Genomic DNA, 26,440 nt, shown 5'->3' on the forward strand with positions numbered 1-26,440 from the left:
ATGGGTTCTGGCATTGAACAGATCGCTTCCACTCAGGACTTTGATCTCTACGCACAGAAATTCAAGGCATTGGCGGATCCGAAACGGCTGGAGCTGCTCAATCTGATTTGCCGGAGAGGTTCTGTCTGCGTCTGTGACTTGGTCGAAGAAATGGACATCCCGCAATCAAAACTTTCCTACCACTTGAAGATTTTGCTGAATGCGGAACTGCTGCATAAGGAAACCCGCGGAACGTGGAGTTATTACTCTTTGAACAGCCAGGAAATGGACCGGCTCTTGTCAAACGAAATTTGCCGCGTCATCCATCCATCTTGTTAACCGGGATGGCTTTTCTTTAAGGTAATAAATCAAATAAATTTGATGAAGGAGTGAGTGTTATGGAAACCACACAATTACCAGTCGCTATTATCGGCGGAGGTCCGGTTGGGCTGGCCGCTGCTGCCCAGTTGGTGAAACGGGGGCAATCGTTTCTATTGCTTGAATCAGGAGCGCAGCTCGGCACCAACTTCCTGGATTACGGCCATGTCCGCTTGTTTTCGGCTTGGCAATACAATATCGATGAAACGGCAAAAGAATTGTTGGAAAAACATGGCGTTCCGATACCTGATCCCGACCGGTTGCCTTATGGGCGGGATATTGCAGAGCAGTACTTGCAGCCGCTTGGCCAATTGCCGGAGCTCAAGCCGTTTATCCACTTGAACTGCCAAGTGCTCCACATCAGCCGCAAAGGCCTCGATAAAGTCAAAACGGAAGGACGCGACGAGCGCCCATTTGAACTGGTGGTACAGGAAGACGGCACGCGCCGCACTATCCAAGCGAGAGCAGTGATCGATGCGACCGGCACTTGGCAGCAGCCGAATCCGCTCGTTTCAGGCGGCATGCCTGAAATCGCCAACCCGCATATCCATTACGGCATTCCGGATATTCTCGGTGCCGACCGCCAGCGTTTTGAACACAAACGCATTGCCGTTGTGGGAAGCGGGCATTCGGCTTTAAATTCTATTCTCGACTTGGTGGCGCTTAAAAACGATGCTCCAGCTACCGCGATTTCCTGGATTCTCCGCCGCCCAAATGCTGCAAGTGCACTCGGCGGTGGAAGCGACGACCAGCTGCCGGAACGCGGAGCGCTTGGCAGCCGCGTGGGCAGCGTCATGGCAAGCGGAGCCATCAATACCCGGACGGCTACAACAATCGCTTCTTTGGAGTCGAATGAGGACGGCACCATCACGTTGATCACCAATCAAAACGGCAGCTTCGTGGAACTCGGCCCATTTGATGAAATCATTGCGAACACTGGCTCCAAACCGGATTTCTCTTTCCTTCGTGAAATCCGCTACAGTTTCGATCCGGCACTTGAAAGCGTGCCGGCTCTTGCTGCGCTGATCGACCCGAATGTCCATAGCTGCGGAACCGTCCGGCCGCACGGCGAACAGGAACTGCGTCAGCCGGAAAAAGATTTCTACATCGTCGGCGTGAAAAGCTATGGCCGCGCTCCGACATTCTTGATGGCGACCGGCTACGAACAAGTCCGCTCGGTTGCCGCGCATTTAAGCGGCGATACGGAAGCCGCAAAACGGGTGGAATTGAAGCTGCCGGAGACCGGCGTCTGCTCAAGCCGCCCGATTCCGGTGCAGGTTCTTACGCCTGTCGGGTCCGAGTCAGCGTGTTGCGGCTGAGTTGAAGTTTATCAGGCGCCTCAATTTCCTAATTCGACAAAACATAAAAAAACGCGATTCCATTTGGAAAAGCGTTTTTTGTTTATTCATCTGAATGTCATGGCATGCTCCCCATATTATTACCCCAGTGAAACGATCAGCAACGGAAGAAAAATCAATAAGCCGGCTACGAGCCAGACACTTATTTGTGGATCAAGCCGCTTATCCAGAAATTCGAACCGTCCCTCGATAGCTTTATTCAATGAACTGACAGCAGCCGAGATCAGCATGAAAAGAAGAAATGCCAGCCATCTATTGGATTCCAGCATCGGGTCGATCACACGAAAATATACACCAAAGGCAATCAAAACCATTAAAAAGCCGAGCAATGTCGATCTTCTCATGCCACACCCTCCCTTTCACCGTTCAAACCTTTTGATAAAGCTAACTAGCTGTTGCCTGGTAATACGGCAAGATGTGATGAAAGTTTCAAAAACAGTTAACTCTTTATACGTTTTTCCAGACAGCCTTATATTTCTTTTGATATTTGCTGTCTTCTTCCAGCCCGATCAAGTCCAGCGCGATTTGCTTGATTTTCATTTCCTTCGTTTCATCAAACAACTTTCTCAGGCCTTGAATAATATCAAAGCGGATCAGCGTATGGTTTTTTTCGGCTGTGCAATTTTTAAAGCGGTCAGCCAAATGGTCCACAACCAGCCCCTGCTGTTCATCCCCGGCTAACCCCACTCGCCAAACGGCTTGCAGCGTATGCCTCGCTGTGACGAACTTAGAATCTTTCGTCACTTCCCACAGCGCCGGAAAGTCTTCCAATATCCTGTTCTCCGGATCACTGATGGCTAATTGCGAAAGAAATTGGGCCGCCCGTGATCTTGTATGATTGTTTGGATCAGTCAGGCCTTTCAATAATCCGTCCCAAATTTCATAGGACCAGTCGACTTCTTTTTCGGTAATCGCCATTATGCTGGTGTATGATTCGTATTGAATTTCCTTATCAGGCGATTCCAATCCATCAAAATATCGTTGAATTTGTTCTTCCATTTTATCCGCTCCTATCGGTTGTTGAACATAGTCCTTGCTGGGTTGACTGCAGTTTGTTGCCGTCAATCGCAACTTGTTGAATCCATTATAACAAAAGGCTAAACTCCTCTTTAGTTTACATAATAAAAATATTTATTACATAAGTGAATACTTATGTAATGTCAAAAGCTCCTGTGGCGGATTTTTTAATGGAGTGAAATTTAGTTTACATAATTTATTTATTTATCTCATAAGCAGATACTTATGTCTTTTTAGTATACGCTGGAATCAAAAAACCCCTCCCTTTCAGAAAGCGCATTGTACAGCGGCAAATCCCGAAGTGTGGCATAGCTTCCCTCTTTCAACTCCAGCAGTTCCAGCGGCCTCTCCCGCTTCTTGCAAGAGCGTTCTAAAACGGCTGTTCAATTTTCACCCAATAAAAAAGACTGCAGACCGCTCGATTTTTTCGAGTTTGTCTGCAGTCCGGGTTCCTCCTTTTCAGGAGACGCCTTCGTCTTTATTATTCTTTTTTCTCTAATCGGTAAACGGTGACCGGTGTGCCATCCGTTCCTTCATCGAGAACGAATGATCCGTTCGAATAACGGTCAACCGGTTTCAGGGTGTTGACAGCTAGCGTCAACCGAACGCCTTTTGCCGTTTCAATCAGTATTTCTTCTTCTCTGCCTGTCGTACTGACAACCGCCACTACACGGTGAGGATTTGCTTTTAATTCGCGCAGCATCACAACGCCGCGTTTTGCCCGGCTGCCTGTTTCGAATTCCTGCAGCTTCATTTTCTTGGCGGCTCCGCGCTGCGTCACCAAAATCAGATCCTGCTTTTCTTCCAAATCAATCATGATGGCCGAGACGGCAAAGTCCCCGTCTTTCAAATTCACGCCTTTAACGCCCGCTGTACGCAAACCGGTAATCGGCACTTCTTCCATCGGGAAGCGCACTGCGTGTGCTTGGTTGGTGGCAATGAACAATTCGGTTTCTTTGGTCACGAGCCCTGCAAAAATCAGCGAATCGCCATTTTTCAAATTCATGGTCTTGATGGTCTTCGAGTAGCGCTGTATATGATAATCCTTCAAGGCGGACCGTTTCACCAGACCGTGTTTGGAAACTGTCAAAATGCTGGCATCCGCATCGAAATTCTCAAATGGATAAACGGCCAAAATCGACTCGTTCGGTTCCAGCTGCACGATGCTCGACAAATGCTGGCCCAGGTCTTTCCATTTGATGTCCGGCAATTCGTTAACGGGCTGATACACGAAGTTCCCGTTCGTCGTGAACATCAGAATCGTGTTCTGGGTATTCAAGTTTCCTTCAAACAGCAAATGATCCGTATCTTTCATCGCAAAGTCCTGGCCATTTGATGCTGCATGCGACCGCGTGCTGGTGCGTTTCACATAACCTTCTTTAGTAACCGTGACTACGACTTCCTCGCTCGGAATCATGACTTCACGGGTAATGGTGATTTCCTGGATTTTTTCCTCGATGGCAGAACGGCGCGGCTCGGCAAATTGTTTGCGTACGGCAGCCAGCTCTTTCTTGATGACATTTTTCAGTTTGGTGGCACTGGTTAAAATGCCGGTCAATTCGTCGATCAATTTTTTCAAGGTCGCCGCTTCATTTCTCAAATCGGTGATGTCGGTATTCGTCAATCGATATAATTGCAAAGAAACAATCGCTTCTGCTTGTGCTTCCGAAAAAGCGAAAGCGGTGATCAAGTTGTTTTTCGCATCCCGTTTGTCTTTAGACGCCCGGATGGTTTTGATCACTTCATCGAGGATCGACAGAGCTTTCATCAAGCCATCCACAATGTGCATGCGGTCATTGGCTTTTTGCAAATCATACTCCGACCGCTTCGTGATGATTTCCTTGCGGTGGGTGATGTAGGCATCGAGCAGAGATGGCAGCGTCATCATGGTTGGACGGCGTTTGTAGATCGCGACCATATTAAAGTTATAGCTCACTTGAAGATCCGTGTTTTTGAATAAATAATTTAAAATGCCGTTGGCGTCCACATCTTTTTTCAGTTCAATGACAATGCGCAGACCGGTTCTGTCTGATTCATCGCGCACTTCCGAGATGCCTTCCAATTTGCGGTCAAAACGGTGGTCGTCGATTTTCTTGATCATCGTCGCTTTATTGACTTCAAACGGAATTTCCGTGATGACGATTTGCTCTTTTCCGCCTTTGAGCGGCTCCACTGCAGCTTTGGAGCGGACCACAATTTTCCCTTTGCCGGTTTCGTAGGCTTTTTTGATGCCGTCGACGCCTTGGATGATGCCGCCCGTCGGAAAATCCGGACCTTTGATGACCGTCATCAATTCGTCCACTGTCGCTTCCGGCTTATCCATGCGCATCAGTACCGCGTCGAGCACTTCATGCAAAGCGTGCGGCGGAATATCCGTCGCATAACCGGCAGAAATCCCGGTAGAGCCGTTGACCAATAAATTCGGGAATCCCGCTGGCAGTACCGTCGGCTCCATATCGGAATCGTCAAAGTTTGGAATGAATTCCACTGTCCGTTTGTCGATGTCGCGCAGCAATTCTCCGGAAATCGCGGACAAGCGCGCTTCCGTATATCGCATTGCAGCCGGCGAGTCACCGTCCATCGATCCGTTATTGCCGTGCATTTCCACCAGCATATGGCGGATTTTCCAGTCCTGGCTCAACCGCACCATCGCTTCATAGACGGAACTGTCCCCGTGCGGGTGATAGTTGCCGATAACGTTACCGACGGTTTTGGCCGATTTCCGGAACGCTTTGTCGTTCGTATTGCCTTCTTTATACATTGCGTACAAAATCCGGCGCTGAACGGGCTTCAGCCCGTCGCGCGCGTCCGGAAGGGCCCGGTCCTGGATGATGTACTTACTGTAACGCCCAAACCGATCGCCGATGACTTCTTCTAAGGGCAGATCTTGAAAACGTTCGGTTTGTGTCATACAACTTCCTCCTCAGCATGAATCAAATCATTGTCTAAAATATTGCCGTCTTCTTCCATTCCGAAGTCGACGTTGTTTTCAATCCATTTGCGGCGCGGTTCCACTTTATCGCCCATCAATGTCGTGATTCGGCGTTCAGCGCGGGCGCCGTCTTCTATCGTCACGCGGATCAACGTGCGGGTTTCCGGATTCATGGTCGTTTCCCATAGCTGATCGGCGTTCATTTCCCCGAGTCCTTTATAGCGCTGCAAAATATAGCCTTTGCCGACTTTTTTCGTCGATGCTTCCAGGTCTGCTTCGGTCCAGGCATAGTCGATGACTTCTTTCTTGCCAACGCCTTTTGACACTTTATACAGCGGCGGAAGGGCGATAAACACTTTGCCGCCTTCGATCAGCGGTTTCATGTAACGGTAAAAGAACGTCAGCAGCAGCACTTGAATATGCGCGCCGTCCGTATCAGCATCGGTCATGATGATGATTTTGTTATAGGCAATGTCGTCAATGGAAAAATCAGACGAGACGCCGCCGCCGATTGCGTGGATGATTGTCGAGATTTCCTCATTTTTCATGATGTCTTCCAGCTTCGCTTTTTCGGTATTGACGACTTTCCCGCGGAGCGGCAAAATCGCCTGGAATGTCCGGTCGCGGCCTTGCTTCGCCGAACCGCCGGCTGAGTCTCCCTCGACCAGGTACAATTCGTTTTTCGAAGCGTTCCGGGACTGTGCGGGCGTCAATTTGCCGGACAACAAGACGTCGGATTTTTTGCGTTTCTTGCCATTCCGTGCATCTTCCCGGGCTTTCCGGGCGGCCAAGCGTGCCTGGGACGCGCGGATCGCTTTGCGGACAAGCGATGCGCTGAGGTCCGCATTTTCTTCCATAAAGTACATCAATTGCTGGGAAACGATCGAATCGACGATGCTTCTCGCTTCACTGGTGCCCAGCTTGCTTTTCGTCTGGCCTTCAAACTGCAACAGCCCTTCCGGAATCCGGACCGAGATGATCGCAGCCAATCCTTCGCGGATATCAGAGCCTTCCAGGTTTTTGTCTTTGTCTTTCAATAAATTGATTTTTCGTGCGTAATCGTTGAAGACGCGCGTCATGGCAGCTTTTGCGCCGGTTTCATGCGTCCCGCCGTCACGGGTGCGGACGTTATTGACGAACGACAAAATCGTCTCGGAATAGCCGTCATTGAATTGGAACGCGAATTCCACTTCCATTTCGTCTTGCTGGCCTTCGATATAGGCCACCGGATGCAAGACATCTTTTTCTTCGTTCAAATAAGCGGCAAACGCTTCAATGCCCGTTTCAAAAAAGAACGTTTCTTCCGTATCGGTCCGTTTGTCGATCAATTCGATTTTCAAGCCTTTTAACAGGAATGCGGACTCCCGCAACCGTTCGCTGAGCGTCTCGTAATTGTATTTGGTGGTCGAGAAAATCGTCTCATCCGGCAGGAACTGGATGATGGTGCCGCTTTCTTTTGTCGAGCCGATTTCTTCCAGTGTCGTAACCGGCTTGCCGCCATTTTCAAAGCGCTGGCGGTACTTTTTGCCGTCGCGGAAAATGGTCACTTCCAGGAATTTCGACAAGGCGTTGACCACAGAAGCGCCGACTCCGTGAAGCCCGCCGCTGGTCTTGTAGCCGCCTTGGCCGAACTTGCCGCCGGCATGAAGCACCGTCAAGATGACTTCAGGCGTCGGTTTGCCGCTGCGGTGCATTCCTGTAGGCATGCCGCGGCCGTAATCCCGCACGCTTATGCTGTTGTTTTCATGGATTGTGACCGTAATCCGGTCCCCGAATCCGGCGAGCGCTTCATCGACGGAGTTATCGACAATTTCATACACCAAGTGGTGAAGCCCTCTGGTATCTGTTGAGCCAATATACATACCCGGGCGTTTTCTAACGGCATCTAGGCCTTCGAGTACTTGGATCGCTTCTTCGTTGTATGCCGTGCTTTTTGTTTTAGCCATTAAGTTCCCTCCAACAAACATCTGTTCGTACTTTCTTCTTCTTTTAATCGTATCGGTAACGGGCCAATCTGTCAATAATCATAGAAAAAGAGCGCTGGGCGCCCTTTATACCGCAATCGGTCTTATTTGAGGATGGCGTGTTCCACTTTGATGCAGCGGTCCATGATGACCGTGTATCCTGCTTCGCTCAAGTCCTTAAACACATTTTCATCCACGACATTCAATTGCGTCCAGAATACCGGACAATCGAGTTGAATGAATTCTTTCGCCAGTTCCGGCAGAAATTCGCTGCGTCTGAAGACATTGACGATATCGACGGGATGCGGGATGTCAGTCAGTGATGCATAGCTCTTCTCGCCTAATACTTCATCAGCTGCAGGGTTTACGGGGATAATGCGGTAGCCGGCTTTTTGCATGGCTTCAGATACCATATAGGAAGTCCGGTTCGGATTGGGGCTTAACCCCACGACTGCGATTGTTTTTGCAGAATCAAGGATTTTTTTAATTTCTTCACGGCTTGGATTGTTCACGGGAATCACCTGTCCTTTTTATTCTATCATACATGATTTCCTTTCGGATGGTGAACAAACAGACACATATTGTCCAAAGAACTCGCTTCGTGTTAAACTGATAACATAAATAGAATGGTTCAAAGGAGTTCAAAATGGATACATTTCTTCCAGTACTTTTAGCTTATTTGCTTGGCTCAATTCCTTCCGCTTTGTGGATCGGGAAAATCTTTTACAAAACGGACATCCGGACAAAAGGAAGCGGCAACCTGGGCGCCACCAACACGTTCCGGACATTGGGCGCCAAAGCCGGAATCGTCGTAACCGTACTGGATATATTGAAAGGAACAGCCGCGACATTGATTCCGCTTTATATGGAGACCAATATCCATCCCTTGGTTTTCGGTGTCATTGCCGTAGTCGGCCACATGTTCCCGGTTTTCGCGAAATTCAAAGGCGGCAAAGCGGTGGCCACGTCCGGCGGCATTCTGCTCGGTTATCAATGGCCCCTCTTTCTAGTGGCGGTGGCGGTGCTTCTCATCACGTTGAAAATCACCAAGATGGTGTCGCTTTCTTCCATCATTTTAGCAGTGGTCGCTGTTATTTATACCACAATATATGCCATTTATACAGGAGATTATCTGTTCCTGGCGGTCATTGTCATTTTGGCGACATTCATCATTTACCGCCACCGCGCCAACATTTCGCGGATCAAAGCAGGCACGGAACCAAAAATCAAATGGTAATGTTCAAAGAAAGGGCGTGCATGGAGTGAAGATCAAAATCAGTCAAGATGCATTCAAGTGGTTTCAAGAAGAAATGGAAGTCACTGCTGGAGAAGCGGTCCGTTTTTACGTTCGCTACGGCGGCTCAAGCCAGCTTCAGCCGGGGTTCTCTCTCGGCGTCACGAAAGACGAGCCAGCAGAAGCGGCAGCCGCAGTTGAACAAGATGAAGTCACTTATTATGTCGAGCAAAGTGATGCCTGGTTTTTTGATGGCCACGATTTGCATGTCACGGTGAACGATGATTTGCAGGAACTGGATTATTCCTACGAGAAAGAAAGTGCCTGAAAACCTGGCAGCTTCATACCAAGATCGGCCTGCACTGCTTCGGCAGTGTTTTTTTGTCCAGTCAATGCCTCAATCCATTAAAGAGTGCCAGGAAAACGCGGATACTTACCGGGAGAAGCTTGCACGGCCCCTGTCAGCCAAGCTTGGCTTTATCACCGTTCCGCCCGTTAATGACAGCTACATGAATAGGCGAAACTCATAAACTTTTTTTGAAAGAAGGTAGTCTGTATGCGGATTCCTCAAAAAGAATTCACGGATGAATTGAAAAGGCAGATTGAATACACCGAAACGGAGTTGCAGCTTTATCTCGAAAAATGGCTTCTCCGCTACCAGCCGGCCTTCTTGCAGAACTATATGGTGCTCGACGGCGGAGTTGACAAAGAAGGCACCGATCCCTTTCAGCCGGATTACCGTTCTTCTCTTGTCATCAGCATCAGTGATGAAAACGAAGAGTTGATCGATTTGCAAACCATCCCGATCTGGACGTGTGAACGCTATTTTTTCGGTTTTCCAGTTGCCCAAAACTTCCCGCTCAGCCAAGGCATAGGAGAGCTGCTGGATGAATCATTGGAAGACATCCAAGCGGAATTGCAGGAGTATATTGAGAATTTCCTTGAATCGTGAGGCAATTGATTGCCGGCACATCTTTCCTTATCCAGCTTCACAGAAAAAACTGCCGGCAAGAATGAATCCGCCGGCAGTTTTTTTATTGAAAGGGTCTTTATGGTCACTGGAAGCGGTTCAATTGCTCCATCATGCCTTCAGCAGATAAAATCCGGCGCTGATGGTCGCCAAACAGGTCAAAATGAGGATAGTCGCCGCGCAAGTCCATCCACTCGGCCTTCAATCCGTACTGCTTCCCCCACTGCTCCAACTTTTCCAAATCGCTGCAGCCCACTTTCGTGACCGTCGAACAGCCTGGAAAGCGGTCGTCAATCCAGTAATGCGTGAGAAACGCGATATTTCCGGCTTCCACATTCTGCTTCCAGCGGTTTAGCTCTTCCCGCTTAATTCCGAATGCCATCTGGAGCCTGCTTTTTGATTTCTTCGTACTTATTATGCCATTCCGGGTAGATTTTCTGCAGCGAAACCGGGCGGAACGACTCTTTTTTGACCACGACGTGTTCAGAAGTTGCCGTCGCAGCGATCGTCCCATCTTCATGGAGGATTTCATAGCCATAGGTGGTGCGGAGACGGCCATGGTCTTCCACCCAGGTGCGGACGGTCGCTTTCTGGCCATAGCGGAGCGCCGCTTTGTACTGGATTGAAATATCGGTCACAGGTGACAGATATCCTTCACTTTCCATTCCGGCGTAGGTAAACCCCAGATCTTCGATTAATTTGGTGCGGCCGATTTCCAGCCAGATAATGTAATTAGCGTGGTACACCACGCCCATTTGGTCTGTTTCCGCATAGCGGATCTCAATTTCTTTGTCGCTTATGTGCATTTTCTCTTTCACCTCTACTGTCAGTATACAGAAATTCTATGTATAAATAAAAAATAAGGCTGCCCAGAGGCAGCCTTATTTAAGTGTAAGGGATTGGTGATTTGTTCAGACCGAACATGCTGATTCAAGGCACGTTTGGTCTTGTTGCTGTTGTTGTCTAGCTGCAGCGCCCAGCCTCTCGAGTCGCTTCGGTCTTGCCGATAATGGCATAGAACGCCATTACCTTCAAGCCCTCCAGCGCTTGTCGAGGCTTTATGAGCGCTTTCGCTTTTCTTATGCTTCTACTAATTTCTTTCTTAGTACCATTTGCAGGATACCACCATGGCGGTAGTAGTCCACTTCCACTTCAGAGTCAAAACGCACAAGCGCATTGAATTCTGTTACTTTTCCGTCTTCAGCAGTGGCTGTAACTGTCAGAACGTCACGTGGTTTCACGTCGTCTGTCAAGTTCACGGAAATGGTTTCGCGTCCAGTAAGGCCCAGTGAGTCGGCGTTTTGTCCGTTAACGAATTGCAACGGAAGAACACCCATCATCACAAGGTTCGAACGGTGGATACGCTCATAGCTTTCAGCGATAACTGTCTTGATGCCAAGCAGGAATGTACCTTTGGCAGCCCAGTCACGTGAAGAGCCCATGCCGTAGTCTTTACCCGCAAGAACCACAAGGCCGGTTCCGCGGTCTTGATACTTCATGGCCGCATCGTAGATCGGCAGGATTTCACCAGTCGGCCAGTAAGTTGTGAAACCGCCTGTTGTGCCTGGTGCCACTTGGTTACGGATACGGATGTTCGCGAACGTTCCGCGCATCATCACTTCATGGTTGCCTCGGCGAGATCCGTAAGAGTTGAAGTTACGAGGCTCTACGCCTTTTTCGCGCAAGTATTTCCCTGCTGGAGTATCTTTGCCGATGGCGCCAGCTGGTGAAATGTGGTCAGTTGTGATTGAGTCTGCGAATTTCGCGACGACACGCAAGTTATCCAAAGTTTGAATTGGTTGCGGCTCTACGGATAAACCTTGGAAGAATGGCGGGTTCTGAATATACGTCGATTCTTCATCGAACGCATATAAGGAATCGTCATTTGTTTCAATCGCATTCCATGTTTGGTTTTCGTCAAACACGCGTGCATATTCTTTGCGGAACAATTCAGGCGTCACTGTGCTCTTCACAACTTCGTTGACTTCTTCAGTTGTTGGCCAGATATCGCTTAAGTAGACATTATTGCCTTCTTTGTCTTGTCCGATCGGATCGTTTTGCAGGTCGATATCAACCGTTCCTGCTAGTGCATAAGCAACAACCAACGGCGGTGAAGCCAAGTAGTTGGCTTTTACAAGCGGGTGGATACGCCCTTCAAAGTTACGGTTACCGGAAAGTACAGAAGTCACCAATAAATCGTTGTCTAAAATCGCATCTTCGATTTCAGGAAGCATTGGGCCTGAGTTACCGATACATGTTGTACAGCCGTAGCCAACCAAGTTGAAACGGATTTGCTCCAAGTATTCAAGAAGTCCGCTCTGCTGCAGGTAGCCAGTAACAACTTTCGAACCTGGTGCCAAAGAAGTTTTAACGTAAGCTGGTGGCATTAGACCTTTTTCAGCCGCTTTTTTCGCAACAAGGCCAGCTCCAAGCATAACGTATGGGTTGGAAGTATTTGTACATGAAGTGATCGCTGCGATGCCGATTGCACCGGTCTTCATGACAGCAGTTGAACCGTCTTTAAAGTTGACAGTCGCTGTTTTGTTGATTTCTTCTTCACTTAGCGCGAAACCGTGTGGGCCTTCAGGCGCCGTAACCGCTTTGTTGAATTCTGTTTTCATTTCAGACAACGGAATCAAATCCTGCGGACGCTTTGGACCGGACAAGTTTGGTTCGATTGTAGAAAGGTCAAGTTCAATTGTGTCTGTGTAAATAGGATCTTTATCAGCATCAAAGAACATGTCGTTCGCTTGCAAATAAGCTTTTACGATTTCGATGTGGTCGTCTTCACGGCCAGTCAGGCGAAGGTAATCCAACGCTTCTTCGTCAACCGGGAAGAATCCGCAAGTCGCGCCGTATTCAGGTGCCATGTTGGCGATCGTTGAACGGTCTGCAAGCGGCAATGTTGTAACGCCCGCTCCGTAGAATTCAACAAATTTGCCGACAACGCCTTTTTGGCGGAGCACTTGAGTGATTTTAAGTGCCAAGTCAGTTGCAGTAGCACCGTTTGGCAATGCATTTGTCAATCTTACGCCGATAACTTCTGGAATCGGGAAGAATGAAGGCTGTCCAAGCATGCCCGCTTCCGCTTCGATGCCGCCGACGCCCCATCCAAGCACACCAAGACCGTTGATCATCGTCGTATGAGAATCCGTACCGACAAGTGTATCCGGGTAAGCTTCGAATGTGCCATCTTCATTTGCGATTGCATGGACAACGCTTGCCAAGTACTCAAGGTTGACTTGGTGCACAATTCCCGTTTCCGGTGGAACTGCACGGTAGTTGTCGTATGCTTTTTGTGCCCAGTTTAGGAACTGGTAGCGCTCAGCGTTGCGCTCGAATTCAAGTTTCGTGTTGATTTTCAGAGATTCGTTTGAACCGTAGCTGTCTACTTGGACCGAGTGGTCAACAACCAGGTCAACTGGCACATCCGGATTGATCTTATTTGGATCTCCGCCAAGTTCAGACATTGCTGAACGAAGGGATGCCAAGTCAACGACTACCGGTACACCCGTGAAATCCTGAAGGATAACGCGTGACGGTTTGAATGGAACTTCCGCATCTTTGTTGGCATTTTTGCCCCATTTTGCTAATTCTTCAACGTGTTCGTCTTTGATGACGTATCCGTCGTGCTGACGCAATACGGATTCCAATAGTACTTTAATCGAGTAAGGAAGTCGTGATACTTTCGCGATTCCTGCTTCTTCTAATGCTGCTAAACGATAATAGTTATACGTTTTGCCGTTTAGCTCAAAAGAAGTACGGCTGTTGTGCAAACTGCTTTTTGCCATGATCATGTTCCTCCTTTAAATCTTCTGAAAAGGCTGAGTTAGCGTCTTTTCTCCTCTTCCATCATACCCAAAATAGAAGCATAAGTAAATTACATTAAAATTATGGATTGTAATAAGTTTTTTGAATCACTCAACTTTTGCAGTTTCCAGTTTTTCCAATGTCCTTTTTAGCTGTTTCAAATGCCTTTTTTCGTGAAGGCCGATAAATGGAAACCATTGAATCAGAGGCACTTTGCCAAAAACGGGATGGGGCATCGATTTTCCTTCTAATGCTTCTGCTGCCGCTCCGTCATAAACTTTGTGAAGCAAAGCCCGTGAAGCTTCCAGCCGCTTCTTCATGTCTTCAAGTGGAATAAATTCAGCAGAGGGCACGACATAATGCGGCGCCTCCACTTTCACCACACGGCTGACGGTCAATTGAATCGGCTTCTTGACTGCCTTTTCATATTTTCCGCTGGCCAATTGTTTGGCAAGACTTCTGGCAATCATGGTTTCCATCAGCTGGAGATGATCGAGGATCTGCATCGGTGACCACTCATCTGCAGAGGGCTTCCTATTGAGCGTTTCATCATTCACCCCTTCCACGGCTTTCAGTACAGCGTTTCTGATTTTTGCATTTTCGTCTTTGAACATAGCTATCCCCCATTTTTACGGCCTTCTATAGTATGGCATACCCTTAAACTATTCAAATAAAGCTTTCTTGGCTAGTAATTTTTTGATCGAAGGACGAGCGGGTCTTTTTGGACTCAATCCCGCATCCTTACAGCATTTCTGTTGGTTAAAATAAGAGAAGATACGTTCTATTTTCCTTGATTAATGGTATAATTAAGGATAAATATGGAGGAGGGGAACTGCTTTATGCCTTATGGTTATGAAAAGTATCGATTAAAAAATGGCATCAGCCCGAATACGGTTGTCCATGAAGTGCAATTGATCCGTTCACTCTTCGCATTCTTGCGGAAAACGTATAAAAAACAAGTGGAACCCCATGAAATCCGGCCCATCGACATCCAGAAATTCCTGCAGGAGGAGTATGCGACGGGCATTAAAGACAGCACATTAAACCGTAAATTGATCTACATTCGCCAATGGTTTGATTATATGTGGCGGATCGGCAAGATTCCGGTCGATTTTATGCCGAAGTTCAAATTCAACCAAAAACTCGATTTGACTCCGTCGGACATCCATGTGGACTATGAAGATCTGCTGGCTAAAAAAATGTCGGTCCTGGAATCCGATCAATTGTCGTTGAATGCAAAAATTCTTTTTCTGTTGTATATGCGCGGACTCAGGCTGCGGGATATGGCAGCCATTGAAGTGGAAGATTTCGCGGATCACGGAGAGGTGCTGGAACTGACCGTCGAAAAGAAAGATGGCTATGCCGTCCATATCGAATTTACGGGGAAAGAAATTCAAGTGATGCTTGAAGGCATTGAACGGGCGGTTTTCCGCAATACCCCTTACCTGCTTTCTTCAAAAGTGAAAGATGAATACACGATGTTCAAAATGGGGTCGCTTTCTGATTACACCGATTCGTTATCGGCTTTTCTTGGCACGCCGATCCGCTCGGGAGACCTCCGTTTCGCTTATGTTCATCATCTGTATGCAGTGGAACATAAAAACGTAGAAGAGATTCAGCAGATCATGGGCGTTTCGCTCGATTCCGCTTCCCGTATGCTGAAAGATTCCTTGACGCGCCTAAAGCGCCATTAATTTTGCCCATTAAAATAACCTGCTCCCTGTTTTACTCAGGAGCAGGTTATTTTAAATGATGGATCACATGAACACTTCAAAGTCGAGTGCGAAATTAAATAGGATGACTGTATGAAGAATGACAAACCACATTGCCTGACGATTCAACTTTTTTGTGTTTTCGAATACCATATCCATCATCTCCTTTTGAAGATTATACTGAATATTGTTTCTATTCGCAATACACATTAAAGCTTTTTTTCAGAATTTTTTTATGGTTAGATAAAAAGGAAAAGACAAGGAGGATGAATCATGAAAAAGGCATTATTGGTAGTGGATTACACCGTGGATTTTGTGGCAGACGATGGCGCGTTGACGTGCGGAGAGCCCGGACAGGCCATTGAAGAAAAAATCTGTTCATTGACCGAAGAATTTGTTCAAAACAAAGAATTCGTGGTGATGCCGGTCGACTTGCATGAACTGGAAAACAGCTTTCATCCGGAAGCGCAACTGTTCCCTCCCCATAATATCAGAGGCACGGCGGGAAGAAATTTATACGGCCGTTTGGCAGCTGTCTATAGCGCCAATGAAGACAGCATCGTCTGGATGGATAAGACCCGTTACAGTGCGTTTGCCGGCACCAATCTGGAGATTCTGCTGCGTGAACGGGACATAGAAGAAGTGCATATTGCCGGGGTGTGCACGGATATTTGCGTGCTTCACACAGCGGTCGATGCCTACAACAAAGGCTTTAAAGTTGTCGTCTACCAAGACGCTGTCGCAAGCTTCGACCCAGCTGGCCATGACTGGGCATTGCGCCATTTCAAAAACACCTTGGGAGCCACTGTAAAATAATTTTTTTCAACTTCATGTTTCAAAAGTCATGATTAAGGCTATATCTTAAGTGTAGCACTTATTCATAACGAAAAAGGAGTTGGACAAAAATGAGTTTCATTTTATTCTTGATTATGGGTGGTATCATCGGCTGGCTTGCAGGTCTAATTCTTGGTAAAGACATTCCTGGCGGCATTATCGGTAACATTATCGCAGGTATCGTTGGCGCATGGCTAGGTAGCTTGCTGCTTGGCGACTGGGGTCCATCAATTTGGGGCGTATACTTAATCCCAGCATTGATCGGTGCTTTAGTACTAGTGTTTATTTTAAGCCTTATTCTTGGATCTATGCGTAAAGGCAGAACAAGAAGAACTTAATAAAATATTAAAACCGGATCCTTAGGGATCCGGTTTTTTTATTGTCCTTGAAACTGCTCTTCATAAAGATGGTAATAATGCAAAATGTCTTCCACGTATTTATCGCTGTGGTTATACTGAAAAATCGCTCTTTCGAGATCTCCGTCTGCTGCCCCGTTCTTTGACAAATAATTGGCGGCGCTATACAAGGCATCGGAGAGATTAAAGGGATCTGCGACGCCGTCGCCATTTCCGTCCACTCCGTATCCGCCGTATTTGGCAATGACTTCCGGGTCTGTTTTCTCGCTTTCTGGAATTTGTCCCTGTCCTTTTCCTGAGCAGGTCGGATGGGTCCAGCCGACAAACGTGCAAGGCATAAATTGAAGATGCCCTTCTGCCCCTACCGGCGACAGCAACGGATCCATCGTCGAAAACTTCGTTTCAATGCGGTGATGTGCTGCAAGCAAGGTCCACGGGATGCCGTACTCACTTGCGGCTTCCTGGTAAAGCGGAATATTTTCTTCCGGCAATTCAATTTCAAATAATTGTTGCGGCGTTTCTTTTAACGTATTCACTACTGTAATGGGGTTGAACAAATAAAACACCACGATGAAAAGCGTGGTCAGCACTACTGCAGCGGGAAACAATACAATCAAAAACCATATTTTCAAACGGTTGAGCCGTTTGCTTTTGTTCTTTTTCTTCATTTTTCCCACACCTAATCGCTCATTTCCCCTAGTTTACCATATCTTTTTGTAGATTTCTGTATACTGCTAAGAAGGAAACGGCTATAATTTACTTTTTCACGTGAGTGGGCATTTGATTTTGCCTTGCTTTTTGTAGACGTAAATAAAGGAGTTGGCGATTATGTGGGAAGATTTTAAGAAATTTGCTTTAAAGGGGAATGTGTTGGACTTGGCCATTGCAGTGGTGATCGGGACAGCATTCGGGAAAATTGTCACTTCCCTTGTGGAAGACATCATCATGCCGGCTGTCGGAATTTTGCTGGGCGGTTTCAGTGTGGAGGATTGGACCTATAGTTTCCAAGGGGCGGAATTGCGGTATGGTGTGTTCGCCCAATCAGTCATCGACTTTTTCATCATCGCTTTTTCTATCTTTTTAGTGATTCGCGTGTTTACGAAAGTAAAACGCAATAAAGATGTGCCAGCTGAAGAAGAGCTTCCGGTTTTGGATAAAAAAGAAGAGTTGCTTGTCGAAATCCGTGATTTGTTGGCAAAAGAAAAAACCGGTCAATGACCGGTTTTTTAGCATGTTGAGAAACTCTCGATAGCCTTCTTCATTTCGCTACAGGTGGGACGCTTTCCGCGGACATGGCTTCAGCCGCTTCCTTCGCTTTGCTCAGTCCAGGGTCTTCAGCTCATGTTATTTCCGCAGGAGTCGCCCACCTTCCGCTACATTCAGTTTCCTTTTAACTCCTTTAGAGACTCTCTAAAAGTGTGACTGTTTGAGTAAGCTCTCTTTTATTGCTTCCTGCTCTCCAGATATGGAGCCAAAAAGCGGAGACGCCTGCGGGAAAGCGAGACAGCCGAGACCCTGCAGGAGCGCAGCGACGAAGCGGCTTGGCGCTCGCCCGCGGCAAGCGCAGCTGGTTGGCGGAATATCGATTAAGTAGGATGACACCAATACAAGTTTTATTTTTCTATTAATGCCTTCAGATCTTTGGTGATTTCTTCTACTGGCACATCGGTAAAACCATCGTAGTTATTGGCGATGGCACCTTCTGAATCCATCAAATAAAACGAAGTTCCATGAATCACTTGATTGCTGTTCGGATCGTCTTTGACTAAAGTTTTGAAATTGTCTACGGCAAAATCCGAAATTTCCTGCTCGCTGTATCCAGTCAGCAAATGCCATTTCGATTCATCCGGAACTGAAAAGTTCTTGAGATACTGTTCCATTTTCTCTGGTGTGTCTTCTTTCGGATCAACGCTGAAAGCGATGATTTTGTAATCCTCGATGCCTTGCTTCACCAATTCTTCCTGGATGCCCGCCATATTGAACGTCATCGGTGGACATACAGTTTCGCAATTCGTAAAGACAAACGTGGCGAGCCAAGGTGTGCCTTTTAAGCTTTCAAGAGAAACGGTCTCTCCTCTATGATCAGTGTATGAAAAGTCGTCGATTTGTTCGCTGCCGCAAGCTGAAAGAAGTAAAATCAGTCCCATGAAGAAGGCGGCTTTCATGTATCTCATGCTGTATTCCTCCATTCGTCCATAACATCAATCTTAGCGAAAGCTTGTCACCAATACAACTGTTGTCCACCCCGCTTTGTCACAAATCTGTGAAGTCAGGAAATCTTTAATGTGATCAATGCATCGTGTATGGCCACAAGCTTTGCTTCCACCCGGTGCATCAAGTAAAATGACACAAAGATCGGAAAGCCCACTTCCTGGATCAAGCGCATCCACTCATCCATTTTTTCCACCTCGCTTCTATTTAAAAAGGCCCTCCTGCTTAAGGAGAGCCCATTTGCCGTATTTCTTTACACTTGGTAATCCACTACATTGCGCTCCACAATGCGCGCGGCTTTCGCTGTGGCAAATGCTGATCCTTCCACTTCAAAGATATTGTGCGTGATGATGGTCTGCATGCCCGTCTGCAATTCCAGCGGTGTGAGGTTTTCGCGCGGTTCTTCAACCGACAAGGTCACTTCTTTTCCCGCCGTCGTTTCAAAGACCAGTTCCAATGTTTTTGCCATTCCTTATTCCTCCTTTTTCATTATGCGTAGATGTTCAACCCGGATTGCTTTTCAAGGAACAATAATTCCTTGGTCCCAAAATCCGATAAAACGATTGCCACCGCGTAGATGCCGTCTGCTGCGGCCGTTTCCCTTACATTGTGATACGCTTTTACTTTTTTCTTCGTCTTGCCTTTGTCATCCAGTCCGTTGTTGAACGTGCACCGGATGTTCGCGTTCTTGAATTCGCTTGCTGCCATGTTGCTCACCTCCTTTCATTCGCTATATAGACACAAATGAAAAAAGAAGATACTTTTTTAATGAACTTTTACGAAAATCCTTCTATAATAGATGAAGGTAAGAATAAACGAGGTGAACAAAGTGGCACTTGAAGGCTGGTTTTTATGGTTTATCCTGTTTTGGGTCGTAGTCTTAGTTGGCTTGTTTGCAATAGGCGGCTTTTTCATGTTCCGGAAATTTCTCAAGTCGATGCCAAAAAAAGACGGATTGTCTGATTTGAACTGGGAAGAATACTATGTAGATAAAACCATCCATTTATGGGGAACAGAAGAAAAAGCGATGCTGAATGAATTGGTGCAGCCGGTTCCGGATTTGTTCCGTCCCGTAGCCAAGCAAAAAATCGCCGGGAAAATTGGCCAGATTTTGTTGGAAGAAAAAGCGAAGAAGATGAAGCTTGAACACATCATTCGAGGGTATATCGAGGCAACTCCAAAACGTGACCATAAATTTCTGCGCAAAAAACTGGCGGAAATGCAGATTGACGTCAATCCTTACGAGCAATATTTCGAGAAATAAAAAAGCGCAGTCCTTGAGGGGAATCTGCGCTCCAGACTGCAGGCATCCTCGGCAACACCGCGGTGCCTGCAGTTTTTTCTTTTGAATAAGCTAAGGTTGATAAGAACGCAAATTAAAAGCGCAGTTCCTTAATGAGGAACTGCGCTTTCTATTTTTTCTTGAAGCTTTTTGTATTGCAGGAACATCGCCAAGCGCCACGGAACAATCATTCCGAAGGCAAGGATCCAGAACATGCCGCCCAGTTCGCCGATGTCAATCGTTGAACTCAAAACGACTTTTCCAATCAGGCGGATCAGCAATAACCCAAGCAGGATAAAGACAAATGCTTTCGATTGCTTCAAGTAGATGTCCCCATCCCGGATTTCGAATTTTGATGTCCAGATCAGTACCGTCGAAAATAACATGCCGACTGCTAAAGCTTCCAGAATTTGCATGGGTGCGACACGGAAAAACGGAAAAACGAACATCAAAGCACCGGTAGACATAAACAAAGGCGGCAAAATGATTTTTTTCGCTGAGGCTGGTTTTTTAGCGGATTTGGTCCGTACCACCATAGCCATAATCCCCATACCGAGCGCTCCGACAGTTGTTACCGAAAGCATTAGCCAAGAAGGAATCGTCTCCAATATTTCAAACATATTTTTTCACCTCAAAGCGCTTTATTTTCCGGCCTCTTTCTTCTATTATTGCATTTTCATTTTCATGGTTCAACTAACGCTCGGGAGGATAGACCTCCACTGAGTGAAATTTTCCCTCAATCAAAACCCTTGGAAATCGCCGAACAACGGGCTCAGGATTTGGATAATATACGTCATCCCGTCAAAGAACAGCAAGATTCCCACAGCTATCATAACATAGCCGCCGACCGTCATGATCTTCTGGCTGTTTCTGCGAAGCCAGCCGGTTTGGGCCACGAAGAATGACAAGACAAAGAATGGAATGGCAAAACCGAGAATATAAGCCACCATATACCAGATGCCGGATCCCGGGTTTGTGGCTGCCAGCGCATAAATGGCGGCTGTGATTGGACCCGTACACGGTGTCCACCCCGCCGCAAAAGCAATCCCGATGACAAATGTCCCAAGAAAGCCGGAAGGCCGGTTTTTAAACGAAAGTTTTCGGTCCTGCATCAAGAACTTCGGTGTAAATACTCCGATAATCATCAACCCGAACAGGACGATAAAAATCGCACCCAATTGACGAATCAAATCATCATAACGGATAAACCATTCATAAAAGAATGAAGTGCTGAAACCGAGAGCAATAAAGATGGTTGAGAATCCTAATAAGAAAAATAATGTATGGTACATGCCTCTTCGGCGCATGACCTTTTTATCATTTTTGAGTTCATCAATCGACATTCCAGTAATGTACGATAAAAAAGCCGGGTACAGCGGCAATGTACAAGGCGAAATAAAACTCAGAAATCCCGCACCAAACGCGAGAAACAAATTTATATCAGCGGCCACAATTGTCACCCTTTCACTATGCTCTACCTATCTTACCAAATTTATTCTCACATAACCGCCCCTTTGCCTGTGACATCTTTGTGGACAATGTAAAAATAGAATTTCTCGTTTAGCACCGATGACTGCCTGGCCTTTCAACGGCCTTGGCGTTTTTGCTCCCTTCTTTTTTTCTGCATTTTTTCTCTTTGCTGGTTCTTTCTTGTTGCTTGTTTTGAATTTTCACAGAATTACCTTATGTAGTTTTCTACATATATTATTGAAATACACTTTTTATTAAATTATTTTTGAAAGAATAGAGTCCGATTTAATCTCCTGTTTTTTGCTTTCTTATTTCCTGTCTTTTTTTTGTTTTTGATTTTTCCGGATTTCACCTTATGTAGTTTTTTACATGTATTGCCTTGAAAGGCACTTTGTTTAAAAGGAATCGCCTCCCCTCCAAGCCTGCTTGAATTGCCCCTTCTGTTTCCATATCAGTTGCAAAAGCGGCGAGTTGCCGCTGAGAGCTAGGTTTTCAATTGGGCTTTTATGGTTCACGGGCCATCAGTCTTCCGGTTCCTCAATGCTGCCATCCGCTTTATGGCCGCCGATTAAATTCGCCCGTTCCAGCGCCGTGCCGGCTTCTGTATAGGAAACGGCGCGCAGTACCGCAGTCGGACCATATTTTGCCCGCAACTGGTCCATCGCTTCCCCTAATTTCCGGTTCTGCCATTTCCGCTGTTCAAACAAACTCAATTGCATCGATGTTTCATCTTCCAGCTTCGTCAGCGTGATGGCAAGCCTTCTGGCCGGCCGCCCATCATAGAACTCCGACAGCAGCGCTTTGCACACGGCATAGATTTTCAATGTATCGTTTGTCGCTTCATCGATGGTCCGCGAGCGATGAAACCCTCCGCCGAACGCTTTTTTGCTGTAGCCGACCGACAGCGAAACCGTGCGCCCCGCTTTTCCAGCTGTGCGTGCACGCCTGGCGACATCTTCCGTCATTTCCAGCAGTACCGCCGAAATATCCTTGGTCGTCGTGTAATCCCGGTAAAGGATCTGCCCTTTGCCGTAACTGACTTGCCCTTCCACAAGCGGCGCACCGAGTTCCGACAAATCGATGCCCCAAGCATGGTGGTAAAGCTGATTGCCGAGAATGCCGAAACTTTCTTCCAGCTGCACAAGTTCGCAATGCGCCAAGTCGCCGACTGAAAAAATCCCCATGCCGTTCAAAGTGGCCTCCAGCCGTGAACCGATGCCCCACATTTTGCTGAGCGGCGTGACCGGCCATAATTTCTTCGGCACATCTTCATATGTCCATTTTGCAAACCCTGCCTTCTTCGCTTCCAAATCGAGTGCCAGTTTTGCCAGCAGCATATTCGGACCCATGCCGATGGCGGAAGGCAGGCAAAATTGCCGGATGATGTCGTCTTGAATGCGCCCAATAAGTTCTTCGGGTGCCCCCCATAATTTCCCGGTGCCGCTCAAGTCGACAAAACTTTCATCGACGCTATAGACATGGATGGCTTCAGCCGGTACGTATTCCTTCAACAATCGCGTAATTTCCATCGATACTTTCAGAAAGAAGCCCATTTTCGGTTCAATTTTCTGGATCCGTGGATCATCTGGAATCTCAAACAGCCGGGTGCCAGTCCTGACCCCGAAATCCTTTTTCAGCACCGGTGATGCCGCCAGCACTACGCTGCCGCGCCGCTCCTGATTGCCGATGACGGCAATGCAAGCCGTCAGCGGATCGAGGCCAAGGTCGATTGCAGCACAACTGGCATAGAAACTGCGCATGTCAAGGCAGATGATAGGCCGTGCTTCCAATTCCTCATACATGACTTTCCACCTCCTTTTTTCTTCTTTTATAAGCATATACGAACACTCGTTCTTAATCAATAACCGTTTTCTGTTGCCATTAAACCATTGCCAAATATTTCGGCGGTTGCCCTGCTAGGTGAAAAGAAAGTATTCTGGCTGGAAAGGAAAGTATTTGTGCTCGGAAGGAAAGTATTTGCATCCGCAAGGAAAGTATTTCGGTGGAAACCAGGCTTAACTATCAACTCAGCTTAAAATTCAGCATAAAAAAACTGATTTCCTCATAGCCAGGCAGGAAATCAGCTTTATCCAAAAAATCGGCAATTGAAATGAAGGAAACCTTAGCTCTATCAGAAAAGATTTCTTAGGCTTAGGCATCTGCCTTTTGCCAAGCACAAAAATTGCCATAGTAAAAGCCGATTTTCCTTTGGGGAGAGGAAAATCGGCTTTCAGCGGCCAGATGCGGGTACCAAGCGCAACTGGCTTATATGATTGGACTTTTACCCGATGAGTTGCTTGGCAAGTCCCAGTTGATGCTGTACTTGATCAAATCCAGTGCCCCCGAGCGAGTTTCTGCGCATTACCGCAGTTTTCGGCTTCAAGGTCTCGTAGATGTCTTCGCCAATCAAGGGACTGGCATCCTGCAAATCGGACAGCGGCAAGTCTTTCAAGAAATAACCGCGCTGGATGCAAGTGAACACCAGTTTTCCGGTCACGTCATGCGCTTCACGGAATGGCATGCCTTTTGCTGCCAAGTAATCGGCGAGTTCTGTAGCATTCGAAAAGTCCGAATGCACAGCTTTTTCCATAGAATCAGTGCGGACTGTCATCGTACGGACCATGCCTTCAAAAATCGGCAAGGATCCCATCAATGTATGAACTGTATCAAACATGCCTTCTTTGTCTTCTTGCATATCTTTATTGTAGGCAAGCGGCAGACCTTTCAGCGTGGTGAGCAATCCGAAAAGGTTGCCATAGACGCGGCCGGTCTTGCCGCGGATCAATTCGGCCATATCCGGGTTTTTCTTTTGCGGCATAATACTCGAGCCGGTTGAGAATGCATCGTCGAGTTCGATAAAGCGGAATTCTTCACTTGACCAAAGAATGATTTCTTCAGCAAAACGTGACATATGCATCATCAGCATTGAAGCGTTGCTAAGAAATTCAACGATAAAGTCGCGGTCACTGACGGCGTCCAGGCTGTTTTGGTAAACGCCGGAAAAGCCGAGGAAGCTGGCGGACAACTCACGGTCAATCGGGAAAGTCGTTCCGGACATCGCCCCGGCACCAAGCGGCGACAAGTCGATGCGTTTCAGCGATTCCGACAACCGTTCTTTATCACGCTCAAGCATCCAGAAATACGTCAATAAATGATGGCCGAATGAAATCGGCTGTGCGCGCTGCAAATGGGTATAGCCTGGCACCACGGTTTCTATATGGGCTTCCGCCTGTTCGACAATGGCCGACTGGAACGCAGTGACTGCTTCTATTATTTCTTTGACCCGGTTTTTTAAATAAAGATGCATATCGGTTGCCACTTGGTCATTGCGGCTTCTCGCTGTATGGAGTTTGCCGCCGACCGGGCCGATTTCATCGATTAAATGCTTTTCCAAGTTTAAGTGGATGTCTTCGTTCGAAACGCTGAATTCCAAATCGCCGGCTTGCGCTTTTTCTTTCAGCGTTTGGAGCCCCGATAAGATAAGAGCTGTGTCTTCTTCTGAAAGAATCTGGCAAGCTCCCAGCATTTTGACATGTGCTGTGCTGCCTTCCAGATCTTCCAGGACCAGTTTCTGGTCGAAAGAAATGGAAGCTCCAAACTCATCGACCCACTGTTCGGCCGATTTCTGAAAACGGCCGCCCCACAGTTTGGTCATGATTGAACGCCTACTTTCACGTTTTCAGGAACAACGACTTCTTTTTTGTTGACCATTGAGTTGACGACTGTTGGAAGGCCCCATAACTCGATAAAGCCGACAGCCGATGCATGGTTGAAAGTGTCATCTGTAGAATAAGTCGCCAATTGCTCGTTATATAGAGAGTTTGGTGATTTACGCCCTTCGATGATGGCATGCCCTTTGAACAATTTAACGCGCACTGTGCCGTTGACATAAACTTGCGTTTCTTTCAGGAACGCTTGCAATGCTACACGAAGCGGCGAGAACCAAAGGCCTTCATAAATCAATTCCGTCAATTTCTTTTCAATGACCGGTTTGAAATGCGCCATTTCCTTAACAAGTGTAATGTCTTCCAGCTCTTTGTGAGCTGCAATTAACGTCATGGCAGCTGGAGCTTCATAGATTTCACGGGATTTGATGCCGACCAAACGATTTTCCACGTGGTCGATTCTTCCGACGCCGTGTTTTCCGGCAATTTCATTCAATTCCAAAATCAATTTGGCAAATGTATAAGATACGCCGTTTAATTGCGTCGGGACGCCATTCACAAATTCGATTTCAACGATATCCGGAGTATTTGGTGTATTCTCTAAAGGCGTCGTAATGTCGTAAGCTTCTTCCGGCGGCGCTGCCCATGGATCTTCCAGAACGCCACATTCGTTGGCGCGGCCCCAAAGGTTTTGGTCGATAGAGAACGGGCTGTCCAGATTAACCGGAATCGGAACATTGTTTTCTTTTGCATAAGCAATTTCTTCATCACGCGACCAAGCCCATGCACGGACCGGCGCTACGACTTCAAGGTCAGGGTTCAATGATTTAATCGAAACTTCAAAACGCACTTGGTCGTTGCCTTTTCCTGTACAGCCGTGAGCAACCGCTGTAGAACCTGTTTCTTCAGCAATCTCAACCAGTTTTTTGGAAATAAGCGGACGGGACAATGCCGATACAAGCGGATATTTGCCTTCATATAATGTATGTGCTTGAAGCGATACTAATGCGTATTCATTGGCAAACTCTTCTCTTGCGTCGATCATGTAGCTTTCCACCGCTCCAACTTGAAGCGCTTTTTGTTTAATGAAGTCTAAATCTTTTCCTTCTCCGATATCCAGGCATACAGCGACGACGTCGTAGCCTTGTCCTTTCAGCCACGGAATGGCCACCGATGTATCTAATCCACCTGAGTATGCAAGAACGATTTTTTTATTCAATATGAAAACCTCCAATGTATTTTTATGCAGTTATGTGCTGTCAATATAC

General features: G+C 47.0%; 29 protein-coding genes. 10 read left to right on the forward strand and 19 right to left on the reverse strand.

The genetic code is table 11. The annotated features are described in order from the left end of the window. Entirely contained in the window at positions 1-318 is a 318-nt protein-coding gene (locus tag ACSFXN_RS07540) for an ArsR/SmtB family transcription factor (protein WP_437149556.1), read from the forward strand. A gap of 59 nt (positions 319-377) precedes the next feature. Beyond that, entirely contained in the window at positions 378-1,676 is a 1,299-nt protein-coding gene (locus ACSFXN_RS07545) for an NAD(P)-binding domain-containing protein (protein WP_437149557.1), read from the forward strand. Between the two features lie 119 nt (positions 1,677-1,795). Here ACSFXN_RS07545 and ACSFXN_RS07550 read toward each other — a convergent pair whose 3' ends face one another. From ACSFXN_RS07550 to ACSFXN_RS07570, 5 genes are all read right to left on the reverse strand, one after another. Continuing rightward, entirely contained in the window at positions 1,796-2,059 is a 264-nt protein-coding gene (locus ACSFXN_RS07550) for a hypothetical protein (RefSeq protein ID WP_437149558.1), read from the reverse strand. Positions 2,060-2,162: 103 nt separating this feature from the next. Further along, complete coding sequence (locus ACSFXN_RS07555) at positions 2,163-2,714, reverse strand: hypothetical protein (protein ID WP_437149559.1); 552 nt, start codon at positions 2,712-2,714, stop codon at positions 2,163-2,165. A gap of 499 nt (positions 2,715-3,213) precedes the next feature. Next, positions 3,214-5,643 (reverse strand): DNA topoisomerase IV subunit A, encoded by a 2,430-nt coding sequence (gene parC / locus ACSFXN_RS07560; RefSeq protein ID WP_437149560.1) that lies wholly within the window; start codon positions 5,641-5,643, stop codon positions 3,214-3,216. Beyond that, positions 5,640-7,610 (reverse strand): DNA topoisomerase IV subunit B, encoded by a 1,971-nt coding sequence (parE, locus tag ACSFXN_RS07565; RefSeq protein ID WP_437149561.1) that lies wholly within the window; start codon positions 7,608-7,610, stop codon positions 5,640-5,642. The genes parC and parE overlap by 4 nt, the downstream gene beginning before the upstream one ends. Positions 7,611-7,732: 122 nt before the next feature. Next, on the reverse strand, positions 7,733-8,140 hold the full coding sequence (locus ACSFXN_RS07570) for a CoA-binding protein (protein ID WP_437149562.1): 408 nt from the start codon (positions 8,138-8,140) through the stop codon (positions 7,733-7,735). A 134-nt stretch (positions 8,141-8,274) separates the two neighbouring features. Between ACSFXN_RS07570 and plsY the strand changes: the two genes are divergently transcribed. The 3 genes from plsY (at position 8,275) to ACSFXN_RS07585 (ending at position 9,814) form a co-directional block, all read left to right on the forward strand. Beyond that, positions 8,275-8,865 carry a glycerol-3-phosphate 1-O-acyltransferase PlsY gene (plsY, locus tag ACSFXN_RS07575; protein WP_437149563.1) on the forward strand — a complete coding sequence of 197 codons (591 nt, stop codon included), beginning with the start codon at positions 8,275-8,277 and terminating at the stop codon, positions 8,863-8,865. Between the two features lie 25 nt (positions 8,866-8,890). Beyond that, on the forward strand, positions 8,891-9,190 hold the full coding sequence (locus ACSFXN_RS07580) for a HesB/YadR/YfhF family protein (RefSeq protein WP_437149564.1): 300 nt from the start codon (positions 8,891-8,893) through the stop codon (positions 9,188-9,190). A gap of 228 nt (positions 9,191-9,418) precedes the next feature. Continuing rightward, the gene (locus tag ACSFXN_RS07585; RefSeq protein ID WP_437149565.1) at positions 9,419-9,814 is read left to right on the forward strand and encodes a hypothetical protein; all 396 of its coding nucleotides are present in this window, start codon (positions 9,419-9,421) and stop codon (positions 9,812-9,814) included. A 103-nt stretch (positions 9,815-9,917) separates the two neighbouring features. Here the strand turns inward: ACSFXN_RS07585 and ACSFXN_RS07590 are convergent, their stop codons facing one another. From ACSFXN_RS07590 to ACSFXN_RS07605, 4 genes are all read right to left on the reverse strand, one after another. After that, on the reverse strand, positions 9,918-10,214 hold the full coding sequence (locus ACSFXN_RS07590) for a hypothetical protein (protein WP_301856330.1): 297 nt from the start codon (positions 10,212-10,214) through the stop codon (positions 9,918-9,920). Then, positions 10,198-10,638, reverse strand: a complete 441-nt coding sequence (locus ACSFXN_RS07595) for an acyl-CoA thioesterase (protein WP_301856331.1) — start codon at positions 10,636-10,638, stop codon at positions 10,198-10,200. The genes ACSFXN_RS07590 and ACSFXN_RS07595 overlap by 17 nt, the downstream gene beginning before the upstream one ends. A 273-nt stretch (positions 10,639-10,911) precedes the next feature. Then, positions 10,912-13,623 (reverse strand): aconitate hydratase AcnA, encoded by a 2,712-nt coding sequence (gene acnA, locus ACSFXN_RS07600; protein WP_437149566.1) that lies wholly within the window; start codon positions 13,621-13,623, stop codon positions 10,912-10,914. A gap of 126 nt (positions 13,624-13,749) precedes the next feature. Continuing rightward, positions 13,750-14,256: a DinB family protein gene (locus ACSFXN_RS07605; RefSeq protein WP_437149567.1), complete on the reverse strand. Its 507-nt coding sequence runs from the start codon at positions 14,254-14,256 to the stop codon at positions 13,750-13,752. 225 nt (positions 14,257-14,481) lie between these two features. On the opposite strand from ACSFXN_RS07605, the gene ACSFXN_RS07610 reads away from it, so the two are divergent. The 3 genes from ACSFXN_RS07610 to ACSFXN_RS07620 all read left to right on the forward strand — a co-directional run bounded on the left by ACSFXN_RS07610 (position 14,482) and on the right by ACSFXN_RS07620 (position 16,526). Then, entirely contained in the window at positions 14,482-15,336 is an 855-nt protein-coding gene (locus ACSFXN_RS07610) for a site-specific integrase (RefSeq protein WP_437149568.1), read from the forward strand. A gap of 291 nt (positions 15,337-15,627) precedes the next feature. Further along, positions 15,628-16,170, forward strand: coding sequence for a cysteine hydrolase family protein (locus ACSFXN_RS07615; RefSeq protein WP_437149569.1), 543 nt, complete (start codon positions 15,628-15,630; stop codon positions 16,168-16,170). Between the two features lie 89 nt (positions 16,171-16,259). Next, positions 16,260-16,526, forward strand: a complete 267-nt coding sequence (locus ACSFXN_RS07620; RefSeq protein WP_437149570.1) for a GlsB/YeaQ/YmgE family stress response membrane protein — start codon at positions 16,260-16,262, stop codon at positions 16,524-16,526. 38 nt (positions 16,527-16,564) lie between these two features. On the opposite strand, the gene ACSFXN_RS07625 is transcribed toward ACSFXN_RS07620, so the two are convergent. Then, the gene (locus ACSFXN_RS07625) at positions 16,565-17,212 is read right to left on the reverse strand and encodes a lytic transglycosylase domain-containing protein (RefSeq protein WP_437149571.1); all 648 of its coding nucleotides are present in this window, start codon (positions 17,210-17,212) and stop codon (positions 16,565-16,567) included. 160 nt (positions 17,213-17,372) lie between these two features. On the opposite strand from ACSFXN_RS07625, the gene mscL reads away from it, so the two are divergent. Next, the gene (gene mscL / locus ACSFXN_RS07630; protein WP_437149572.1) at positions 17,373-17,762 is read left to right on the forward strand and encodes a large conductance mechanosensitive channel protein MscL; all 390 of its coding nucleotides are present in this window, start codon (positions 17,373-17,375) and stop codon (positions 17,760-17,762) included. 395 nt (positions 17,763-18,157) lie between these two features. On the opposite strand, the gene ACSFXN_RS07635 is transcribed toward mscL, so the two are convergent. The 4 genes from ACSFXN_RS07635 to ACSFXN_RS07650 all read right to left on the reverse strand — a co-directional run bounded on the left by ACSFXN_RS07635 (position 18,158) and on the right by ACSFXN_RS07650 (position 19,463). After that, positions 18,158-18,718: an SCO family protein gene (locus ACSFXN_RS07635; protein ID WP_437149573.1), complete on the reverse strand. Its 561-nt coding sequence runs from the start codon at positions 18,716-18,718 to the stop codon at positions 18,158-18,160. Positions 18,719-18,813: 95 nt separating this feature from the next. Beyond that, entirely contained in the window at positions 18,814-18,942 is a 129-nt protein-coding gene (locus tag ACSFXN_RS07640; RefSeq protein WP_300992801.1) for a YvrJ family protein, read from the reverse strand. Positions 18,943-19,008: 66 nt separating this feature from the next. After that, complete coding sequence (locus ACSFXN_RS07645; protein ID WP_300992799.1) at positions 19,009-19,224, reverse strand: DUF2922 domain-containing protein; 216 nt, start codon at positions 19,222-19,224, stop codon at positions 19,009-19,011. 20 nt (positions 19,225-19,244) lie between these two features. Further along, positions 19,245-19,463, reverse strand: a complete 219-nt coding sequence (locus ACSFXN_RS07650; RefSeq protein WP_437149574.1) for a DUF1659 domain-containing protein — start codon at positions 19,461-19,463, stop codon at positions 19,245-19,247. A gap of 121 nt (positions 19,464-19,584) precedes the next feature. On the opposite strand from ACSFXN_RS07650, the gene ACSFXN_RS07655 reads away from it, so the two are divergent. Next, complete coding sequence (locus ACSFXN_RS07655; RefSeq protein ID WP_300993363.1) at positions 19,585-20,019, forward strand: DUF2621 family protein; 435 nt, start codon at positions 19,585-19,587, stop codon at positions 20,017-20,019. 128 nt (positions 20,020-20,147) lie between these two features. On the opposite strand, the gene ACSFXN_RS07660 is transcribed toward ACSFXN_RS07655, so the two are convergent. From ACSFXN_RS07660 to ACSFXN_RS07680, 5 genes are all read right to left on the reverse strand, one after another. Beyond that, positions 20,148-20,657: a CcdC family protein gene (locus ACSFXN_RS07660; RefSeq protein ID WP_300992795.1), complete on the reverse strand. Its 510-nt coding sequence runs from the start codon at positions 20,655-20,657 to the stop codon at positions 20,148-20,150. A 120-nt stretch (positions 20,658-20,777) separates the two neighbouring features. Continuing rightward, positions 20,778-21,488 carry a cytochrome c biogenesis CcdA family protein gene (locus ACSFXN_RS07665; protein WP_300992794.1) on the reverse strand — a complete coding sequence of 237 codons (711 nt, stop codon included), beginning with the start codon at positions 21,486-21,488 and terminating at the stop codon, positions 20,778-20,780. 540 nt (positions 21,489-22,028) lie between these two features. Then, positions 22,029-23,309, reverse strand: coding sequence for a DinB/UmuC family translesion DNA polymerase (locus ACSFXN_RS07670; RefSeq protein ID WP_437149575.1), 1,281 nt, complete (start codon positions 23,307-23,309; stop codon positions 22,029-22,031). Between the two features lie 479 nt (positions 23,310-23,788). Next, entirely contained in the window at positions 23,789-25,162 is a 1,374-nt protein-coding gene (gene argH, locus ACSFXN_RS07675; RefSeq protein WP_437149576.1) for an argininosuccinate lyase, read from the reverse strand. Beyond that, positions 25,159-26,394, reverse strand: coding sequence for an argininosuccinate synthase (locus tag ACSFXN_RS07680; protein ID WP_437149908.1), 1,236 nt, complete (start codon positions 26,392-26,394; stop codon positions 25,159-25,161). Before ACSFXN_RS07680 ends, argH begins: the two co-directional genes overlap by 4 nt. Positions 26,395-26,440 lie beyond the last annotated feature (46 nt).

This window comes from Planococcus sp. 1R117A (genome assembly GCF_051417975.1).
GTDB lineage: Bacteria > Bacillota > Bacilli > Bacillales_A > Planococcaceae > Planococcus > Planococcus shenhongbingii.

Coding starts and splice junctions, on each gene's coding strand:
- ACSFXN_RS07585 (WP_437149565.1), top strand. CDS start 9,419: ATGCGGATTCCTCAAAAAGAATTCACGGATGAATTGAAAAGGCAGATT.
- parE (WP_437149561.1), bottom strand. CDS start 7,610: ATGGCTAAAACAAAAAGCACGGCATACAACGAAGAAGCGATCCAAGTA.
- ACSFXN_RS07590 (WP_301856330.1), bottom strand. CDS start 10,214: ATGGCATTCGGAATTAAGCGGGAAGAGCTAAACCGCTGGAAGCAGAAT.
- ACSFXN_RS07595 (WP_301856331.1), bottom strand. CDS start 10,638: ATGCACATAAGCGACAAAGAAATTGAGATCCGCTATGCGGAAACAGAC.
- ACSFXN_RS07605 (WP_437149567.1), bottom strand. CDS start 14,256: ATGTTCAAAGACGAAAATGCAAAAATCAGAAACGCTGTACTGAAAGCC.
- ACSFXN_RS07670 (WP_437149575.1), bottom strand. CDS start 23,309: ATGTATGAGGAATTGGAAGCACGGCCTATCATCTGCCTTGACATGCGC.
- ACSFXN_RS07615 (WP_437149569.1), top strand. CDS start 15,628: ATGAAAAAGGCATTATTGGTAGTGGATTACACCGTGGATTTTGTGGCA.
- parC (WP_437149560.1), bottom strand. CDS start 5,643: ATGACACAAACCGAACGTTTTCAAGATCTGCCCTTAGAAGAAGTCATC.
- ACSFXN_RS07625 (WP_437149571.1), bottom strand. CDS start 17,212: ATGAAGAAAAAGAACAAAAGCAAACGGCTCAACCGTTTGAAAATATGG.
- ACSFXN_RS07635 (WP_437149573.1), bottom strand. CDS start 18,718: ATGAGATACATGAAAGCCGCCTTCTTCATGGGACTGATTTTACTTCTT.
- plsY (WP_437149563.1), top strand. CDS start 8,275: ATGGATACATTTCTTCCAGTACTTTTAGCTTATTTGCTTGGCTCAATT.
- ACSFXN_RS07660 (WP_300992795.1), bottom strand. CDS start 20,657: ATGTTTGAAATATTGGAGACGATTCCTTCTTGGCTAATGCTTTCGGTA.
- ACSFXN_RS07550 (WP_437149558.1), bottom strand. CDS start 2,059: ATGAGAAGATCGACATTGCTCGGCTTTTTAATGGTTTTGATTGCCTTT.
- ACSFXN_RS07620 (WP_437149570.1), top strand. CDS start 16,260: ATGAGTTTCATTTTATTCTTGATTATGGGTGGTATCATCGGCTGGCTT.
- ACSFXN_RS07645 (WP_300992799.1), bottom strand. CDS start 19,224: ATGGCAAAAACATTGGAACTGGTCTTTGAAACGACGGCGGGAAAAGAA.
- ACSFXN_RS07640 (WP_300992801.1), bottom strand. CDS start 18,942: ATGGATGAGTGGATGCGCTTGATCCAGGAAGTGGGCTTTCCGATCTTT.
- ACSFXN_RS07545 (WP_437149557.1), top strand. CDS start 378: ATGGAAACCACACAATTACCAGTCGCTATTATCGGCGGAGGTCCGGTT.
- ACSFXN_RS07610 (WP_437149568.1), top strand. CDS start 14,482: ATGCCTTATGGTTATGAAAAGTATCGATTAAAAAATGGCATCAGCCCG.
- ACSFXN_RS07555 (WP_437149559.1), bottom strand. CDS start 2,714: ATGGAAGAACAAATTCAACGATATTTTGATGGATTGGAATCGCCTGAT.
- acnA (WP_437149566.1), bottom strand. CDS start 13,623: ATGGCAAAAAGCAGTTTGCACAACAGCCGTACTTCTTTTGAGCTAAAC.
- ACSFXN_RS07540 (WP_437149556.1), top strand. CDS start 1: ATGGGTTCTGGCATTGAACAGATCGCTTCCACTCAGGACTTTGATCTC.
- mscL (WP_437149572.1), top strand. CDS start 17,373: ATGTGGGAAGATTTTAAGAAATTTGCTTTAAAGGGGAATGTGTTGGAC.
- ACSFXN_RS07650 (WP_437149574.1), bottom strand. CDS start 19,463: ATGGCAGCAAGCGAATTCAAGAACGCGAACATCCGGTGCACGTTCAAC.
- argH (WP_437149576.1), bottom strand. CDS start 25,162: ATGACCAAACTGTGGGGCGGCCGTTTTCAGAAATCGGCCGAACAGTGG.